Genomic DNA, 17,900 nt, shown 5'->3' on the forward strand with positions numbered 1-17,900 from the left:
CAAACGCCGCGCGGGCTTGGGGCCATCAGCCCCGGTCGGTGACCGGGGCCAAGCGGGCTTCGCTCAAACGCCGCGCGGGCTTGGGGCCGTCAGCCCCGGTCGGTGACCGGGGCCGTGTGGGGTTCACCCCTCACCACCGCACGCGGAAGCTGCCGGACACGCCGATGGTGGAATAGCTGTCCGCCAGTTGGGCATCGACGCCGGCGGAGAGCACGGTGTTGGGTCCGGCCGAGAATTGCAGCCCGGCATGGAGATCGGCCGCGTCGGTGACGGTCGGGATAGGCGAGCCGGTAAACGTCAGCCCCGGCAGCTCGGCGAAGCTGCGCGACACGCCCCGGTCGGGGCTGAAGTCGTGCATCCAGGCGGCGCGCACATAAGGCGCGATGCGCTGGCCGTTGCCCAGGGTCCACTGCCCGTCCCATTGCAGGCCCAGATAGATCGGCAGCGCGGTGATGGAGCTGCTGTCGTAGGTCAAGCCACGGCCGAGGCTGAACAGTTCCGACCCGGAGCCCAGCCACAATTGGCTCGGCTGGAAGGCCAGGAACGGCGTCACCTGCGCGCCCCCGCCCATCGCGAAGCTGTAACCCACCTCGATCCGCCCGCCGAGCACCATGCCATCCAGGCCCGAGGACGTGGCGAGGTTCAGGCCGAGATTATAGAGGTTGCGGTCGAAATTGGAGCTGCCATAGCCCACCGTCGCGATGGCCGAGACATAGGCCGGCCCCCACTGGTGCAGGCCATAGACGCTGAACCCGCCATAGGAGGTGGAGACGGAAGCGCCGTAATCGTCCGCCCACACATTGGTGGTGGAGAAGTTCACCGCCGCGCCCAGCAGCGTGTTGCCGTTCGCCAGCTCCCCATCAAGGCCCACCGTGCCGCCGAAGGACGAGCCGGACAGCCCGCCCCCCGTGATCGCCGCGCCCACCGGTGAACCCCAGAAATAGCGGTTGCCGGTCGCGCCGGAGGTGGAGGCGGAAGTGGAGCCGGACCCGCTCGCCGCCGGCGCGCTCGCATAGCTCAGCGCGGTGGAGGATGGGCGCAGGCCCATGCGCCAAAGGTCCATCTGGGTGGTGATACCCGCCATGGAGGCGGAGGCGGAGTTCAGGATCGTCATGGGCACCAGCGACACAGCGCCACCGCCCACCGACTGATAGGCTTGCTCCAGCCGCCCGACGGTGGGCTGCGCCAGCAAGGCCGGGACAATGGCCTCGAACAGCGAAGAGGAGCCCTGCGCCTGGATGATCCCCACCAGGGCGCCCAGTTCCTGGCCCGTGGCCGACAGGCCGGCCGGCGTGAAGGTGATGGTGGTGCCCAGCGTCAGGCCGCCGCTCGCCTGGTTCACGGAGAAGTCGAGCATGGCGGTATCGCCGAGCACCGCGAGGCCGGCCGCCGACAGGCCGCCGTCGGCGCTCAGGAAGGCGGCCTCGTAATGGCCGGCCTTCGCCAAAGCGGGATTGGCGACCACGCCCAGCACGCCGCCCGAGAGGCTCGCGCTGCCCTTGACCTCATAATGGTCCGCATGGCCGCTGATCTGGTCGGCCCGCACCACCAGCATGCCGCTGGTGGTCTGGACCAGGCTGCCATTGAGCACCACCGTGCCGAGGCCCGGCGCGGCGCTGCGCAAGGTGCCGGCATTGGTGAGCCCGTTGCCCGCCCCGCCCAGATCCAGCGAGGAGCCGGCCGCGATGGTGCCCCCGGCGAGATTCATCACCGTGTTCGCCGCGCCCGTTTGCAGCGCCATGTTGCCGGTGATGGTGCCGCCATTCACCACGGCGGCGACGCCATTGAGCGTGCGGATGGCCAGGCCCTCGGCGCCATCCGCGGTGGAGAGCGCGCCATACGTGGTGAGCGTGGTCTGCGCGCCATCGGAGGTGATGGCCGTGCCGCCCGCGCCGCCGATCACCTGCGCGCCCGCGCCGATGTTCAGGATCGGATCGGCGGGACCCTGGGTATACACAGCGGTCGCCCCCGCGCCGGTGGCGCTCACCGTGACGCCCTTGGCCTGATTATAGGTGACCTTGCCGCCGGCGGTGGAATTGCCGTTCACCAGCTCCATGGCGGTGCCGTTCATGACGAGGCCGCCGCCATTGCTCACCGACTGGGCGATGACGCCATAGGCGCCTTGCCCGGTGGTGGTGATGTTGGCGTTCACATTCACCGTCACCGCCCCGCTGGTGCCGGAGGCGCTCGGCCCGGTGTAGGTCAGCGCGGTGTTGTCGGTGATCGCCGCGCCGCCGCCGCCGCCGATGGACTGGGCGAGCACGCCCACCGCATTGGTGCCCGTCGTCTTGAGGTTGCCGCCCACCGTCACGGTGACGGCGCCCGCATCGCCGGAGGCACCGGCGAACTGGACCGCACCGTCTGCCTTGCCAATGCCGCCGCCGCCGCCGATGGACTGGGCGACGATGCCGATGGCGCCGCCGCCGGTGGTGGTCACGCTGCCGGTGGTGGAAACGCTGACCGTGCCGCCCGCCCCGCCGCCGCTGCCGCCGAGGACAAGGGTCGAGGCCGGCATGGTGGACACGCCGCCGCCGCCACCGATGCTCTGCGCCACCAGGCCATAGGCGAAATTGCCCGCGGTGCTCACGGACCATCCGTTCACGCCCTGCACCGTCACGCCCATGCCCGAGCCGCCGGCCGAGCCGCCCAGGGTCACCGTGCCGCTATAGGTGCTGCTGGACTGGTCGATGGACGGCAGGCCGGTGACGCCGCCACCGCCGCCGATGGACTGGGCGATGAGGCCTATGGCGCGGGCGCCGGAGGTCAGGATGTTGTTGCCATAGAGGGCGGAGACGGTGTTGCCGTCGCCGCTGCCGGTGCCGGACGCGCCCAGCGTCGCGCCATAGGGCACGGAGACCGCAGTGGTGCCATTGCCATCCAGAAGCGTGGTGGCATAGCCGCCGCCGCCGGCGATGGACTGGGCCATGATGCCGTGGGAATCGACGCCACCGGTCTGGACGGGGCCGTAATTGTTCAGCGTGACCGTGCCCGCATTGGCACCGAGGCCATTGGTGCCGCCCAGCGTCAAGGTGACGGAACTGGTATTGGCATTGCCAGAAATACCGGTGTTGCTCGCCGCAAGACCACCGCCGCCGGCGATGGACTGCACCACCACGGCCGGCGCCATGATGCCGGCCGTGGCCGTGCTCATCCAATTGTTGACCAGCACCGTGCCGCCCGCCCCGCCGCCGGAGCCGTTGCCGCCGAGCGCGAGGCCCGCCGCATAGGCGCCGCTGGTGAGGCTGCCGCCGGCCGCCGTCACGTCGCTGGTGCCGCCCGCGCCGCCGCCGCCGCCGATGGACTGCACGAGCACGCCAACCGCGCCGATGCCATAGGTGACGGTGTGGGCATTGTCCGTATTGACGGTAACAGCGCCGCCGGCGCCGCCGGAGGTGCCGGAGCCGCCCAGCGAGAGCGTCGCCGTCACATCGCCGGAGCCGGTGGCGCTGCCGTTGCTGGAGCCGCCCATGCCGCCGCCGCCGCCCACCGATTGGGCCACCAGCCCATAGGCATAGGCGCCATAGGTGGTGAGGCTCGTGCCGGAGCCGTAATTGTCATAGGTCACGTTGACGGCGCCGCCGTCGCCCGCCGCCCCGCCGGTGCCGCCCAGCGCCAGGGAGGCGGTGACATCCCCGCCGCCGCCCGCGCCGCCGGTGGAGGAGCCGCCAATGCCGCCGCCGCCGCCGATGGACTGCGCCACCAGGCCGGACGCGTAGGCGCCGGAGGTTTCGATCGCGGAATAGGCCGAGACCGTCACCGTGCCGCCAGCATTGCCCGTGCCGCCCGTGCCGCCGAGGCCGAGGGAGGCGGAAATGTTGCCGTTGGACGAACTGGAGGTGGATGAGCCGCCCGCGCCGCCGCCACCGCCAATGGACTGGCCGAGAATGGCGATGGCGTTGGCGCCGTTGGTCTGAACGCCGCCATTGGCGGTGATGGTCACCGTGCCGCCGGGCAGGCTGGAGGCGCCGGAGCCGCCCAGGGCGACGCCGATATTGGCCTCCCCGCCGCTGGCGGAGGTGGCATTGCTGGCGCCGCCAAAGCCGCCGCCGCCGCTCACCGACTGGGCAAACAGGCCATAGGACATGGCGCCCTGGGTGATGGTGTTGGCGTTCTGTGTCAGCGAGACGGTGCCGCCCGCGCCGCCGGTGCCGCCCGAGCCGCCGAGGCCGAGGCTCACCGCATAGCTGCCGCTATTGGCATTGGTGGTGCTGGACCCGCCCGCGCCGCCGCCGCCGCCCACCGACTGGGCGAAGATGCCGTGGGACTGGGCGCCGCTGGTATTGACCTGCGCGGTCGCATTGACCGTGACGTCGCCGCCGCTGCCGCCACCGCCGCCGGAGCCGCCAAGGCCCATGGAGAGCGCGACGCCGCTGGAGGCCGAGGACGAGCTGGCGCCCGCCTTGCCGCTGGCGCTGTTGCTGCCGGAGGAACTGGAGCTGCTGCCGCCGGTGGCGGAGGAAATGAAGGCGCCGCCCGTGCCGCCGCCCCCGCCCACCGACTGGGCGAAGATGCCGGTGGAATTGGCGCCGGAGGTGACGATGCCCTTCAACCCGTTGAGGGACACCGGCGCGTTCACCGTCACAGTGACGGTGCCGCCATCGCCACCGCCCGATCCGTTGCCACCAAGGCCGAGGGCGAGGGACATGGTGCCGCCCGTCGAGGTGGTGGTGGAAGAAGAACCGCCATTGCCGCCGCCGCCGCCCACCGACTGGGCGATGAGGGCGGCGGAATTGTTGCCCGCCGTCTGCAGCGTGCCGACCGTGGTGACCTGCACCTGCCCGCCCGTGCCGCCCGAGCCGCCGCTGCCGCCCAGCGCCAGGGAGACCGCATGCTCGTTGGCCGAGGCGTTGGACGTGCTCGACCCGCCATTGCCGCCGCCGCCGCCCACCGATTGGGCCAGCAGGGCCGGCGCATTGTCCGGCGGGGCCGTTACGGTGAGCGAGGTCAGCGGGATGCCGGTGAAGATGAGGGCGTAGTTATTGACGGTGACGCTGCCGCCATCGCCGCCGGTGCCGGCCGAGCCGCCCATGCTCATGGCCAGCGAATTGCCGCCGCTGGTGCCGCTGCCGCCGTCCGCACCCGCCTGGGCCGCGTTGGTGCCGCCATTATTGCCGGCGCTGGAGGCCGTCTGCGAGGAGCTGGCCGAGCCGCTGGTGCTGCCCGTGGAGGCGGAGGAGCTGCCCCCGCCGCCGGACTGCACGCCCGGCGCCGAAGACGACGTGGTGCTGGAGCCGCCGGAGCCACCGCCGCCGCCCACCGATTGCGCGAACAGGCCGATGGCCCCTGCCCCCAGCGTGTTGATAACGGAGGCTGCGTTGCCTTCCACCGTCACGCTGCCGCCGGTCGCGCCATTGGCGCCATTGCCGCCGAGGCTGAAGGACACGGCCGCCTGGCCGCCGGTGGCGCTGTTGGTGGCTGAGCCGCCATTGCCGCCGCCGCCGCCCACGGACTGGGCGAAGATGCCATAGGCCTGCTGGCCGCTCGTATAGATGTTACCGACGGTGCCATCGAGATTGACCGTCACGCCGCCGCCCGTGCCGCCCGTTCCGGCGCCGCCACCCAGGGTCACGGAGGCGGCATAGGAACTGCCGTCCGCATTGCCGCTGGACGAGCCGCCATTGCCGCCGCCACCGCCCACCGACTGGGCGAAGATGCCGTTGGACAGGTCGCCATAGGTCATGATGCCGCCGGTGGACGTGACGGAGACCGTATTGCCGCCGCCGCCCTGGCCCGCATTGCCGCCAATGGCCAGAGAGACCGCAATGCCATTGTCGGGCTGCGTCTTGCTGGCGGTGGAGGCGCCCTTGTCGGAGGAATTGGTGTTGGAGAGGGCGGAATTGACGTTGTTCACGTCATTGGCCACGCCCGCGCCCGCCACCGAGGTGACGCCGCCCGTCAGCTCGCTGCCCGGCCCGGCCGTGGTGGTCGCGGAGGCCGCCCCGCCATTGCCGCCGCCGCCGCCCACGGACTGGGCGAACAGGCCGGAGGAATGGGCGCCATAGGTTGTGACGTTGCCGCCCACGTCCAGCGTCACCGTGCCGCCCGCGCCGCCGCCCGCGCCATAGCCGCCAATGGCGATGCCCGCCGCATACTGGTTGGAGGAGGCGGTGGCCTGCGACCAGCCGCCATTGCCGCCGCCGCCGCCGATGGACTGGCCGATCACGCCCGGCGACTGCGCGCCAAACGTGGCCACGGAGCCTGTGGAAAGGCCCTTGTTGGATTGAATGGTGACAGTGCCGCCATTGCTGCCCTGGCCACCGCCGCCGCCGACCGCCACAGACACGGAGGCCGTGCTGGCGATGGCATTGGCATCGGCCGAGCCGCCATTGCCGCCGGAACCGCCGATGGACTGGGCGAAGATGCCAGGAGCGAGGTCGCTGGTGACCGTATTGGTGCCCACCACCACCTGGCCCACCTGGTAGACCGCGGCCGCACCGCCATAGCCGCCCGAGGCGCCCGCCCCGCCAATGGCCACGGAGGCGGAATAGCCGTCCACCTCGGAGCCCGCGCCCGACACGGAGAAGGCCCGGCTCGACCCGCCATTGCCGCCGGAGCCACCGATGGACTGGGCGAGAATGCCGACGGATTCATAGCCCTGGGTGGAGATATTGGTGGCGTTGACGGTCACCGATCCCGCCGTCTGGCCCGAGCCGCCCGAGCCGCCGGTGGCGGCAGCCCCGCCCACGGACACCTTGGCATCGCCGCCGCCGGTGGACCCGGCGCCGCTGAGCGCAAAGCCGCCATTGCCGCCATTGCCGCCGATAGACTGGGCGAGAATGCCGATGGACTGGTCATAGGAGGTGGTGATGAGGGCGTTGGAGGTCACGCTCACCGTGCCCGAGCCGCCGCCCGAGCCACCATTGCCGGCAAGGCTCACATCGGCCGCAAACACGATGGAGCCCGCCGCCCCGGCGCTGAAGCCACCCGCGCCGCCGGACCCGCCGATAGACTGGGCCACGATGCCGGGGGAGATGAGGCCAGCGGTGGTGATGGGGGCGCCGGAATTCTGCGTCACTGTCACGCCGCCCGCCGTGCCGCCGCTGCCGCCGGTGCCGCCCAGGGCCACCGCCGCCGAGGCGCCGCCGGCCAGCGAGCCGGCCACGTCCCAGCCACCCGCGCCGCCCGCCCCGCCGATGGACTGCGCCGTGATGCCGGGAGATTGCGAGCCATTGGTGGTAAGCGGGCCGCCGGTCTGCGTGACCGACACGGTGGAGGCTGAGCCGCCGGAACCACCGCCGCCACCGATGGTGGCATTGGCGGCCACCCCGCTTTCGAGGCCCCCGCCCACCGCGAAGCCGCCGGTGCCGCCCGCGCCGCCCACGGACTGGGCGACGATGCCGCCCGACATGGGGCCGACCAGGGTGATGGTGTTGCCGTTATAGACCGTGACCGCGGCGCCAGAGCCACCGGAGCCGGCCGAGCCGCCCACTTCGAGGCTCGCATCATAGGCGCCCGACATGGAGGCCCCCACCGCGAAGCCGCCGGAGCCGCCGCCCCCGCCCATGGACTGGGCCAGAATGCCCGGCGCATTGCCGTAAAGGGCGGCGCCGCTTGCCACCGTCTGGGTGGTGGTGACCGGGGTGTAGGTGGTCACCTGGATCTGCTCGGTCGTGTAGACCGGCTCGTATTCCACATAGCAGTAGATGGTGCAGACCCAGACCGGGTTGTAGCCGATGAGCACCTGTTGGGTTTCGGTCGTCGTGGTGGCCACTTCCGTGGTGGTGGTGGTGGTCACCGTGCTCGGCGCGACGATCGCGCCGTAATTGGTGACCTGCACAGTATTGGCGGATGAGCCCGCCCCGCCGGAACCGCCCACCGCCAGCGTGGCCGAGCCCTCCAGGCTGGCATTGCCCGAGGCCACGAAGCCGCCATTGCCGCCGCCGCCGCCAATGGACTGGGCGAGAATGATCGCCGCGCCGCCGCCGGCCGCGCTCAGCGTGCCGCCCGTATTCTCGAAGAAGACCGTGTTGGCATAATTGCCGCTGCCGCCGAGCCCGCCAATATTGGCGCCTAGCGAGGGGCCGAGCGACAAGGTGAGGGCCGTGGTGTAGCCGCCATTGCCACCACCGCCGCCGATGGACTGCACCACCACCGCGCTCGACTGATAGCCGGTCGTGGTGATGTTGGCGCTGCCGGCGGCGCCGCTGTCGGTCTTGTTATAGGCATAGGCCCATCCGCCCGTGCCACCCGCCCCGCCGGTGCCGCCCAGCGTCAGATTGACCGCCGCCACCTCGCCCGCCGAGGCCGAGATGGCCGCGCCGCCATTGCCGCCGCCGCCGCCGATGGACTGGGAGAGCAGGCCCGGCGAGCGATCGCCATAGGTGACGATGTTGCTGCCCTGGTTGATGGCCGCCGCATTCACGCCATAGCCGCCCGAACCGCCGTGCGCGCCAACGGCGAGCGCGATGGAGGCGCCCTGCGCGATGGCGCCCGCGACGCTCGCCCCCGCATTGCCGCCGCCGCCGCCGATGGACTGGGCGACCACGCCGGGGGAATCCGTGCCATTGGTGGTGATGTTGAGGCCACCCGTGCCGGCGAACACGTTGCCGGCATCGCTGCCCGGTCCGCCCGCGCCGCCCACCGCCAGGGAGAAGGCCGCCACCGCGCTGCCGGACAGCGACACCGCATAGCCGCCATGGCCACCGCCGCCGCCCAGCGACTGGGCGATGATGCCCGGCGAGCCCGTGCCATTGGTGGAGATGGAGCCATTGCCGAGGCTGGTCAGCCAGTTGGCGCCCGAGGTGTTGCAGGCCGCGCCATAATTGGCGCCCGCATCGCCGCTGGTGCAGTTCACGGTGACCGCGCTCGCCGTGCCGCCCGTGCCGCCAGCGCCGCCATGGGAAATGGAGGCGCCACTGGTGCCGCTCAGCGACAGCGAAAGCGCGCCGCCGCCAGACCCGCCGCCCCCGCCGATGGACTGGGCGAGGATAGCCGGGGAATTGATCTCCTGGGTGGTGATGGAGCCGGTATTGTCGACGAAGACGGCCCCGCCATTGCCGCCTGCGCCCCCATTGCCGCCCATGGCGAAGGAGGTGCCGACGATGGAGGTGGCGACGCCGAAGCCGCCGGTGCCGCCGCCGCCGCCGATGGACTGGGCCTGGATGCCCATGGCCCCGCCGGCGCTGGACGAGGGCGCGGCCCCGCCATTGCAGGAATTGCCGGTGCAGATATTGCCCGTATTGCTCACCGTCACGGTGCCGGAATTGCCGCCGCCGCCGCCATCCCCGCCCGTGTCAGTACCGCCGACGATGACGCCGGTGATGCCGCTGCTATAGGCAAGGCCGCCTGTGCCACCGGCGCCGCCCACGGACTGGGCGGCAATGCCGATGGCCGAGCCATTGGTGAGGACGATGGCGCCGGAATTGGAAACGGTGACCTGCGCCCCCGAACCCGCCGGGCCGCCATTGGCGCCGAGCGCGTTCAGGCCGTTGGAGATGCCCGCATCGCCGCCACCGCCGCCTACCGACTGGGCCTCGATACCGCGCGATCCCAGCCAATTTGAGGTGAGCGTGCCGGAATTGGTCACGTTGACCGTGCCGGCATCGGCGCCATAGCCGCCGCCACCGCCCGAGCCGCCACCGCCGAAGATCCAGTAGCCCCCGCCGCCCGACCCGCCGCCGGCGCCGGTGCCGCCCACGCTCTGAGTGTAGATGGCGATGGAGTTTTGGGCCGTTACCGCGGCGGTGTTGCTCAGGATGACCGCGCCGCCGATGCCGCCCGCGCCGCCGCCACCGCCATTGCCGCCGGTGGCGCCATTGCCGCCGGACCCGCCATTGCCGCCCACGGAGAGCACGGCAAGGCCCGCTGCGCCCGTGGAGGTGGTGGTGATCGGTGTGGAATTGGTGAGCTGCGCCTGGCCGCCCTGCCCGCCCTGGCCACCGGAGCCACCATAGCCGCCATCGGTCTTGGAATAGCCGCCATCGCCGCCATTGCCGCCCTTGCTGTAGACGACGATGGCCGTGCCGGAGAAATAATTGCCCGATCCGCCATTGGTGGTGATGGTGATGGTGCCGCCATTGCTGCCGGTGGCGCCATTGCCGCCATTGATGGCGCCGCCATCCAGGCACAGGGCGGCATTGTCCGAATTGCCGCCATTGCCGCCATTGCCGCCGATGCTCCCGGCCAGCACGAAGGTGCCGTCATACGAGCTGCCGCCGGAGAGCGTGTTGGAATAGGTCTCGGTAACCGTGGGGCCGTTGCTGCCCGAATGGCCGCCGCCCACATTGGCCTCGTAGCCATTGCTGTCCGGGCACCCATAGCCGCCGCTGCCGTTGGACCCAGCCGGCTGGTAATTGTGGATGTAGTTGGGGCCGACCGTGGCATTGCTGCTTTGGGCCAGCGCCGAGGCAGGGATGGCACAGGAGGCCAGAAGCGCGAGCGCCAGCTGGCGCGAGCGGCGCGCCACGGGGCGCGTAGCCGGCATGCAGTCGGACATGAGACCCCCCACAGGCCGGTGTCCTGACACCAGCTCGATTGCCTGTATTTTACGCAGATCTCGCAACGTAGCCTGCACTGTCGGAGCGAAGGCCGTTCCGGTCAATTGACAAAAAAAGACCATTTTGGAATGAGATAGCATTTAACGGGCGGTGCCTACGACTTAGGCGTGCAAACTTCAGCCACATTCGGTAACACAGTAACGCGCGCTGAGACCGCCCTGGGGCAGAAAAGCAAAGCAGGGCAACGCACGGGCCGATTTTGGGCCGCGTTCGCGCGCTACCGTCCGCCGTTGGCTTTCGCGCCGCCGCAAATCCCTCCGAAATGGAGTGATTTGACGGGAAGGGCCGCCCGCGCCCCGCCTTGCCACCGCGTTTGGCTGGAACCCGGGGGTCTTTCACGGGCAAGATGGCCGCTGGACAGGGCAAGCCGGACGCCTTCTGGCCCCTCGTCCTGACACATCCCTCCCCGCAAGCCGCTTCCCCCTTCGCGCGGACTTGCTTTATGGCGGTGCCGTGCCGCGTCCTCCCGGAGATCCCTCATGCGCACCCCCCTTCCCTCCTGCGACGTGGCGGTGATCGGCCTTGGCGCCATGGGCAGCGCCGCGCTTTATCAACTGGCGAAGCGCGGGGCGCGGGTGATCGGCATCGATCGGTTTTCGCCGCCCCACACCTTCGGCTCCAGCCATGGCGACACGCGCATCACGCGGGAGGCGGTGGGCGAAGGGGCGGCCTATGCCCCGCTCGTGCGCGCCTCCCATCGAATCTGGCGGGAGCTGGAGGCGCAGACGGGCGAATCCCTCCTGGTGCCGTCCGGGACGCTGGTGATGGCCTCCGCCTCGGCGCCCAATTCCCATCATGGCAAGCCGGACTTCCTCCGCCGGACGGTGGAGGTGGCGACCTCCCATGCCGTCGCCCATGAGGTGCTCGACGCCGCCGAGATCCGCCGCCGCTTCCCGGCCTTCATCGGCCTGCGCGGGGACGAGCAGGGCTATTTCGAGCCCGGCGGCGGCTATGTGCGCCCCGAGGCCGCCATCCGCACCCAGATCACACAGGCCCAAAGGCTGGGGGCGCAGGTGGTGACGGACACCAGAGTGACCGGTCTCGCGCAGGAGGGCGCGGGGGTGCGGATCGAGACCGCGGACGGGCCGATCCTCGCCGGCCAGGCGGTGGTGGCGGCCGGCCCCTGGGCGCACGCCTTCCTCGGGCCGGCGCTCACCCCCGCCTTCCAGGTGCAGCGGCAAGTGCTGTACTGGCTGGAGATTACCGAGCCGGCTTTATTCCCCGCCGGCAGCCCGGTCTTCATCTGGATGCATGGGGATGGGGACGAGGATTATTTCTATGGCTTCCCGCCCAGCGCCAGCCCCGGCAGCATCAAGGTCGCCACCGAGCAATATGGCGCCTCCTGCGACCCGGACACGGTAGACCGCACCGTCCGCGACCCCGAGGTGGCCGCGATGCACGCCCATCACATAGCCGGCAAACTGGGCGGTGTCGCGCCGCGCGCCACGCGCGCCGTCGTGTGCCTCTACACCACATCCCGGGACAATGGCTTCCTCATCGACCATCACCCGGACATGGCGCGCGTGCTCCTGGTCTCCGCCTGCTCGGGCCACGGCTTCAAGCATTCCGCCGGCATCGGCGAGATGGTGGCGCGCCATCTCCTGGAGCCGGGCACGCCGCTCGGCCCCGCCTTCGCCGCCGGACGGCTGACGGGCGCCAGCTAGCCGGGGCGCTTGAGGCGCGGGGGGCGGCGGCGGACGGCCCCGTCCAGCAGGCGGCGGAAGGTGGGGCATTCCATGTGCGAGGGCGCGGGGCACTCCGCCACATGGCGCAAGGTCTCGCGCAGGGCCGTCAACTCGTCGATCTGCCGGTCGATCTCATCCGCCCGCCGGTGGAGGACCGCGCGATCCAGCGCCGGCGCATCGCCGGTGCCGAACATGCCGGCAATGTCGGTGAGCGAGAAGCCGGCCCCCTGGCACAGGGCAATCAGCTTGAGCTGGACCAGCACCTCCGGCGCGAATTGCCGGCGCAGGCCATGGCGGGCGGCGGCGGAAATCAGCCCCACCTCCTCATAGTAGCGCAGCGCCGACGGTCGCACGCCGGTGCGCGCGCAGACCTCGCCAATGTCCAGCAGCATGACCCTTGACCTCAAGTGGACTTGAATTCGTAGCCTCGCCCGCGATCGCTTTTGACGCAAGGGGCAAGGCCATGAACGGGACGCGTGAAGACGGTGAAGGACAAAGATGGGGCGCGGGCGCCGCCCTGGCGCTGGCGGTGCTGCTGGCGGCGCTCGGTACCAGCATCGCCAATGTGGCGCTTCCGGCGCTTTCAGAGTCGTTGGCGGCGCCATTCGGCGCGGTTCAAGGGGTGGTGGTGGCCTATCTGGCGGGGATGACCGTCTTCGCCCTCCTCGCCGGGTGGCTGGGCGACCGGTTCGGGCTCAAGCCCATGCTGCTTCTGGGCCTTGCCCTGTTCGCGCTCGCCTCCGCTTTGTGCGCGCTGGCGCCGGGCCTCACGCTGCTGATCGCGGCGCGGGCGCTCCAGGGGGTGGGCGCCGCCTTCATGATGACGCTGGCCACGGCGCTCATGCGCGAGACGGCCGGCGCGGCGCGCACGGGGCGAGCTGTGGGCCGGGCCATGGGGCTCTTGGGCACGGTCTCGGCCATGGGGACCGCGCTCGGCCCGGCGCTCGGGGGCGTGGTGCTGGGCGTCGGCGGATGGCGCGGCCTGTTCCTGCTGCTCGTGCCGCTGGCGGTGGTCGCCCTCGCCTTGGCCGGGCGCGCCGTGCCCCGATCGCGGCCACCGCGAGGGTCCCGTGACCCGCAGGAAGCGGGCGGGCCGGTGGTGCCGCGCGTTTGGCCCAATCTTCTGGCCAATCTGCTGGTGGCCATGGTGATGATGGGCACGCTGGTGGTGGGGCCCTTTTATCTGCGCCTCGGGCTCGGGCTGGCGGACGCAGCCATCGGGCTCGTTCTGGCCGTGGGGCCGGCGCTGTCCATGCTGAGCGGCGTCCCTGCGGGACAATTGGTGGACCGGTTCGGCGCCGCGCCCGTGGCGCGGGGCGGCCTGACCCTGCTGGCGGCGGGGGCCGTGCTGCTGGCCCTGCTGCCGCCGATCGCCGGGCTCTGCGGCTATGTGGCCGCTCTCCTCCTCCTCACGCCCGGCTACCAGCTGTTCCTCGCCGCCAACACCACCGGCACCCTGGGAGAGGTGCCGGCGGCGCGGCGGGGAACGGTCTCCGGGCTCCTGGGCCTTGCGCGCAATCTCGGCCTGATCGCGGGGGCCACGCTCCTCGGCGCGCTGTTCGCTCAAGAGGCGGGGCTCGGCGGGCTGGATACCCCATCCCCTGCCGCCGTGTCCGAGGGACTGCGGCTGACCTTCCTGGCGGCGGCGGGCCTGGTGGGCGCGGCCCTCGCCGTCACCGCCCGGAAGGGCTGACGGCCCGCGCCTCAATGGGCGGCGGGCACAGGGTGCTGCATGCGGGAGGCCACCGCGATGCGGTTCCAAAGATTGATGGCGCCGATGGCGACGACCAGCCGGGCGATGTCGCCGTCCGAGAATTCCGCCTTGGCGGCGGCATAGGCGGCATCGGGGATGCCGGTGTCGGCGACCAGCGTCACGGCCTCCGTCCATTCCAGCAGCGCCCGGTCATGGGCATCGAAGAAGGGCGATTCCCGCCAGGCACAGACCAGATGGAGCATCTGCGGATCGAGGCCATCGGCCAGCGCCTCCTTCACATGCATGTCCACGCAATAGGCGCAGCCGTTGATCTGGGAGGCGCGCAGCTTCAGGAGATGCAAATCGCGCTTGGAAAGGCCGGTCTTCAACACCGCACCTTCAAGCCCCCGCATGGCCTGGTAGAGATCGGGCGCCAGGGCGGCAATGTTCATGCGAGACGACATGGAAACCTCCGTTAAAGTGGGCCTGAGCCCTATTCATGGATAAATCTTATCCACGATTCTGGCGGACGACAAACGCAAATCTGGGAGCAGCCCATGCGGCGCATGAGCGATGGGGTGGAGGCGGCACTGCATTGCGCGCTGGTTCTGGCCGGTCTGCCGGCGGGAAAGGTGTTGCCGGGCAAGGCCTTGGCCGAGATGCACGGGGTCTCGGAAACCTATCTCCTGAAGCACCTGCGGCAGCTCGCCGCCGCCGGGCTCATCGATGCCGTGCCCGGCCCGCGGGGCGGCTATCGCCTCGCCCGCGCGCCGGAGGCCACCACGCTGGCCGACATCGTGGAGGCCATTGACGGCGCCGAGCCCGCCTTCGTGTGCCGGGAAATCCGCAGGCGGGGGCCCGGCAAGTCCACCGATCCGTGCGTCTACAAGGTGGACTGCTTCATCAAGAGCCGCATGCTCGCGGCCGAGGAGGCCTGGCGCGCGGTCCTGCGTCAGCAGACGCTGGCGGACCTTCTGGCCGACGGGGAACGGCTGATCGACGCGGAGAACAAGGCGGCGGTGGAGGACTATGTGAAGAAGCAGCAGCGGTGAGCGGGGGTCACTCCGCCGTCTGGCAGACATCCACCCAGATGGCGCCAGTCAGTTCCGCCATGCGCTCAGGCGCGATGCGGACCATGGCATTGCCGGCGCCGGCGGCGGGCATCACCTCGTCGAAGGCGCGAAGGGCCACGTCGCAATAGACCTTGAGGCCCGCGGGCAGGCCGAAGGGGCAGACCCCGCCCACAGGATGGCCGGTGAGCGCCGCCACTTCCTCCTGGCCGAGCATGCGGGGCTTGGCGCCCAGCATAGCCTTCGCCTTCTTGTTGTCGAGCCGGGAATCGCCGCGCGCCACCAGCAGCACCACCTCCTCGCCGATGCGCAGCGAGAGCGTCTTGGCGATCTGGGCGGGCGCGACGCCGAGGCTGGCGGCGGCCTCCGCCACCGTGGCGGTGCTGGTTTCCAGGACCTCGACCTGGATGTCGGGGGCATGCTCGGCGAAAAAGGCGCGCACGCTCTCAAGGCTCATGGAAACGCTCCGGGCAAGGATTTCGCGGGCAAGGATTTCGCGGGCAAGGACTTGGCCCGTCCTTACCCGATTCGCCGCGCGCACAGGTCAGGGCAGGTTTTCCCGCAGGATGATCTCGATGCGCGGCGGCTCCACCCCGGCCAGGGGATCAAGCCCCGCCCGCACATTGGAAAAGAGCGTGGCGATGCTGGCGAGCGCCCCTTGCGGACTCTGGGTGATGACCGCGTCCATGGTGCCGTCCAGCAGCAAGGCGCGGGTGTCGGGGGTGAGGCCATGGCCCACGAACACCACCTCCCCCGCCCGCCGCGTCTCCTTCAGCGCCCGCCCGACACCGGCCGCGCCGCCACCAATATTGTAGAGGCCGGAGAGGTCCGGATGCTGGGCCAGGAATTGCCGGGTCTGGCGATAATTCTGCGCCTCGTCGTCCTGCCCCTCGCGCAGGCCGACCACCTCGATCTGCGGGAACATCTCCTGGAAGAGGTGCAGGAATCCCATCTCCCGCTCCTCATGGGCGCGGTAGGAGAGCGAGCCGGCGATCATGGCGACCTTGGCCGGACGGTTGCCGACGAAGCGGGCGATCAGATAGGCAGCGGTGCGCCCCGCCGAGCGGTTGTCGAGGCCGAAATAGGCGAGGCGCCGCGTGCCCGCCACATCCGAAATGAGGGTGGCGCAGGGCACGCCCTTCTCCGCCAGCCGGTTCACCGCCTCGCGCACGGCGGGATGCTCCAGCGCCATGAAGACGAGGCCATCGGCGGTGCGCCCGTGCTGGAGCAAGGCGCGGGCGAGCAGTTCGGGATTGAAGCTCTTGATGTATTCGACGCGGCAGGTGATATGCGCCGCCTCCAGCATGGGCGTGCTTTCCGCCAGCATGCGGCCGAGCATGGTGATGAAGCGATTGGTGCCCGCCGGCAGCAGCACCACGATGCGCAGGGGCTTCAGGCCCGGGCCCAGCAGCGGGGCCGGCAGATCGGCGGGATAGCCCAGCTCCGCCACCGCCTGGAGCACCTTCTGCACCGTGCCCGCCCGCACGCCGGGGCGGCGATTGAGCACGCGGTCTACCGTGGCGGTGGACACGCCCGCCCGCCGCGCCACGTCGGGAATGCGGGCCATGCGGCGGGTGGCGGCGTCCTCGCCCCCTGCCGTTTCGTCAACTCCTGCCGCGACTTGATCGGAACACATCAAAACACATCAGTCTTTCGATTTGACAGGATAAGCTCAAAACCTATTGTTCCATCAAATCGACGGAACAATCCATCAAAAAACACCAATATTCGGGAGGCTGTGATGTATCCGCTGTCGCGCCGCGCATTCCTGGGCTCTGCCGCCGCTCTGTCCGCCGCTGCCACCATCGGCATGCCGCGCATCGCCCGCGCCGCGGAATATGAGCTGAAATACGCCAACAACCTCCCCCTCTCCCATCCCCTGAACATCCGCGCCCAGCAGGCGGCGGAGCGGGTGGCGGCCGAGACCAAGGGCCAGGTGGAAATCAAGATTTTCCCCAACAACCAGTTGGGCGGCGACACCGACATGCTGGCGCAGGTGCGCTCCGGCGGTGTCACCTTCTTCACCCCGTCCGCGCTGGTGATCGCGACGCTGGTGCCGGTGGCGGCCATCAATGCGGTGGGCTTTGCGTTCGCCGACTATGACCAGGTCTGGAAGGCCATGGACGGCACGGTGGGCACGCTGGTGCGCAACGCCATCGCCAAGTCCGGCCTCTATGCCTTCGAGAAGATGTGGGACAACGGCTTCCGCCAGATCACCACGTCCAACCGCCCCATCACCGACGCCAAGGACATGGACGGCCTGAAGATCCGCGTGCCGGTGAGCCCGCTCTCCATCTCCATGTTCAAGGCGCTGGGCTCTTCGCCCACCAGCCTGCAATTCTCCGAGGTCTATTCCTCGCTCCAGACCCGCATCGTGGACGCGCAGGAAAATCCCCTGCCCATCATCCAGGTGGCCAAGCTCTATGAGGTGCAGAAATACTGCTCCCTCTCCAACCACATCTGGGACGGCTACTGGTTCATCGCCAATGGCCGCGCCTGGCGCGAACTGCCGGCGGATCTTCAGAAGGTGGTGTCCGGGGCCATCAATGATGCCGGCCTTGCCCAGCGCGGCGACATCAAGAAGCTGAACGAGAACGTCCAGTCGGACCTGGAATCCAAGGGCCTGACCTTCAACAAGGTGGACCCGTCGAGCTTCCGCCAGAAGCTGCGGGACAACGGCTTCTATACCGAGTGGAAGGGCCGCTTCGGCGACGAGGCCTGGGCGCTCCTGGAAGGCGCGGTGGGCAAGCTCTGATCCGGCGGGGGCGGGCCAAGTCTTCGCCGAAGGCTGAGCCGCCCCGCCAAGATTGCCCGGCCTTCCCTTAGGTCATTCTTCAATAACGCCCCCGAAAGCGCCGGGGTGACGGGAAATGCGCGCGAAGGTCCGCAGTCTGGAACGCTTCGCCTCATCTTCCCCAACGTCATGCGCGACTTTTCCGATCAGGTGCTTTCCATC

General features: G+C 70.2%; 9 protein-coding genes. 4 read left to right on the forward strand and 5 right to left on the reverse strand.

Going from position 1 to position 17,900, the window contains the following annotated elements:
* Window positions 1-130: 130 nt before the first annotated feature.
* Window positions 131-10,435, reverse strand: coding sequence for a hypothetical protein (locus tag ACT54L_RS21325; RefSeq protein WP_476087651.1), 10,305 nt, complete (start codon window positions 10,433-10,435; stop codon window positions 131-133).
* A gap of 540 nt (window positions 10,436-10,975) precedes the next feature.
* Here ACT54L_RS21325 and solA point away from each other — a divergent pair.
* On the forward strand, window positions 10,976-12,160 hold the full coding sequence (gene solA / locus ACT54L_RS21330; protein ID WP_476087652.1) for an N-methyl-L-tryptophan oxidase: 1,185 nt from the start codon (window positions 10,976-10,978) through the stop codon (window positions 12,158-12,160).
* Here solA and ACT54L_RS21335 read toward each other — a convergent pair.
* Window positions 12,157-12,573 carry a helix-turn-helix domain-containing protein gene (locus tag ACT54L_RS21335; protein WP_476087653.1) on the reverse strand — a complete coding sequence of 139 codons (417 nt, stop codon included), beginning with the start codon at window positions 12,571-12,573 and terminating at the stop codon, window positions 12,157-12,159. The genes solA and ACT54L_RS21335 overlap by 4 nt on opposite strands.
* Window positions 12,574-12,644: 71 nt before the next feature.
* Between ACT54L_RS21335 and ACT54L_RS21340 the strand changes: the two genes are divergently transcribed.
* Window positions 12,645-13,874, forward strand: coding sequence for an MFS transporter (locus tag ACT54L_RS21340; protein WP_476087654.1), 1,230 nt, complete (start codon window positions 12,645-12,647; stop codon window positions 13,872-13,874).
* Window positions 13,875-13,885: 11 nt separating this feature from the next.
* Here ACT54L_RS21340 and ACT54L_RS21345 read toward each other — a convergent pair whose 3' ends face one another.
* Window positions 13,886-14,338 carry a carboxymuconolactone decarboxylase family protein gene (locus ACT54L_RS21345; RefSeq protein ID WP_476087655.1) on the reverse strand — a complete coding sequence of 151 codons (453 nt, stop codon included), beginning with the start codon at window positions 14,336-14,338 and terminating at the stop codon, window positions 13,886-13,888.
* Window positions 14,339-14,431: 93 nt separating this feature from the next.
* Between ACT54L_RS21345 and ACT54L_RS21350 the strand changes: the two genes are divergently transcribed.
* Window positions 14,432-14,926 carry an RrF2 family transcriptional regulator gene (locus ACT54L_RS21350; protein WP_476087656.1) on the forward strand — a complete coding sequence of 165 codons (495 nt, stop codon included), beginning with the start codon at window positions 14,432-14,434 and terminating at the stop codon, window positions 14,924-14,926.
* Between the two features lie 7 nt (window positions 14,927-14,933).
* Here the strand turns inward: ACT54L_RS21350 and ACT54L_RS21355 are convergent, their stop codons facing one another.
* Together ACT54L_RS21355 and ACT54L_RS21360 are read right to left on the reverse strand one after the other, a co-directional pair.
* A complete protein-coding gene (locus ACT54L_RS21355) occupies window positions 14,934-15,401 on the reverse strand; it encodes a YbaK/EbsC family protein (RefSeq protein WP_476087657.1) in 468 nt (155 codons plus the stop codon).
* An 87-nt stretch (window positions 15,402-15,488) separates the two neighbouring features.
* Entirely contained in the window at window positions 15,489-16,511 is a 1,023-nt protein-coding gene (locus ACT54L_RS21360; RefSeq protein WP_476087658.1) for a LacI family DNA-binding transcriptional regulator, read from the reverse strand.
* A gap of 174 nt (window positions 16,512-16,685) precedes the next feature.
* On the opposite strand from ACT54L_RS21360, the gene ACT54L_RS21365 reads away from it, so the two are divergent.
* A complete protein-coding gene (locus ACT54L_RS21365) occupies window positions 16,686-17,699 on the forward strand; it encodes a TRAP transporter substrate-binding protein (RefSeq protein WP_476087659.1) in 1,014 nt (337 codons plus the stop codon).
* The last annotated feature ends 201 nt before the right edge of the window (window positions 17,700-17,900 follow it).

Source organism: Aquabacter sp. DMC10 (assembly GCF_056314145.1).

Bases quoted from the DNA above. Each gene is read 5' to 3' on its own strand.
- ACT54L_RS21365 (WP_476087659.1), top strand. From the start codon at position 16,686: ATGTATCCGCTGTCGCGCCGCGCATTCCTGGGCTCTGCCGCCGCTCTG.
- ACT54L_RS21325 (WP_476087651.1), bottom strand. From the start codon at position 10,435: ATGTCCGACTGCATGCCGGCTACGCGCCCCGTGGCGCGCCGCTCGCGC.
- ACT54L_RS21360 (WP_476087658.1), bottom strand. From the start codon at position 16,511: ATGGCCCGCATTCCCGACGTGGCGCGGCGGGCGGGCGTGTCCACCGCC.
- ACT54L_RS21345 (WP_476087655.1), bottom strand. From the start codon at position 14,338: ATGTCGTCTCGCATGAACATTGCCGCCCTGGCGCCCGATCTCTACCAG.
- ACT54L_RS21350 (WP_476087656.1), top strand. From the start codon at position 14,432: ATGCGGCGCATGAGCGATGGGGTGGAGGCGGCACTGCATTGCGCGCTG.
- ACT54L_RS21335 (WP_476087653.1), bottom strand. From the start codon at position 12,573: ATGCTGCTGGACATTGGCGAGGTCTGCGCGCGCACCGGCGTGCGACCG.
- solA (WP_476087652.1), top strand. From the start codon at position 10,976: ATGCGCACCCCCCTTCCCTCCTGCGACGTGGCGGTGATCGGCCTTGGC.
- ACT54L_RS21340 (WP_476087654.1), top strand. From the start codon at position 12,645: ATGAACGGGACGCGTGAAGACGGTGAAGGACAAAGATGGGGCGCGGGC.
- ACT54L_RS21355 (WP_476087657.1), bottom strand. From the start codon at position 15,401: ATGAGCCTTGAGAGCGTGCGCGCCTTTTTCGCCGAGCATGCCCCCGAC.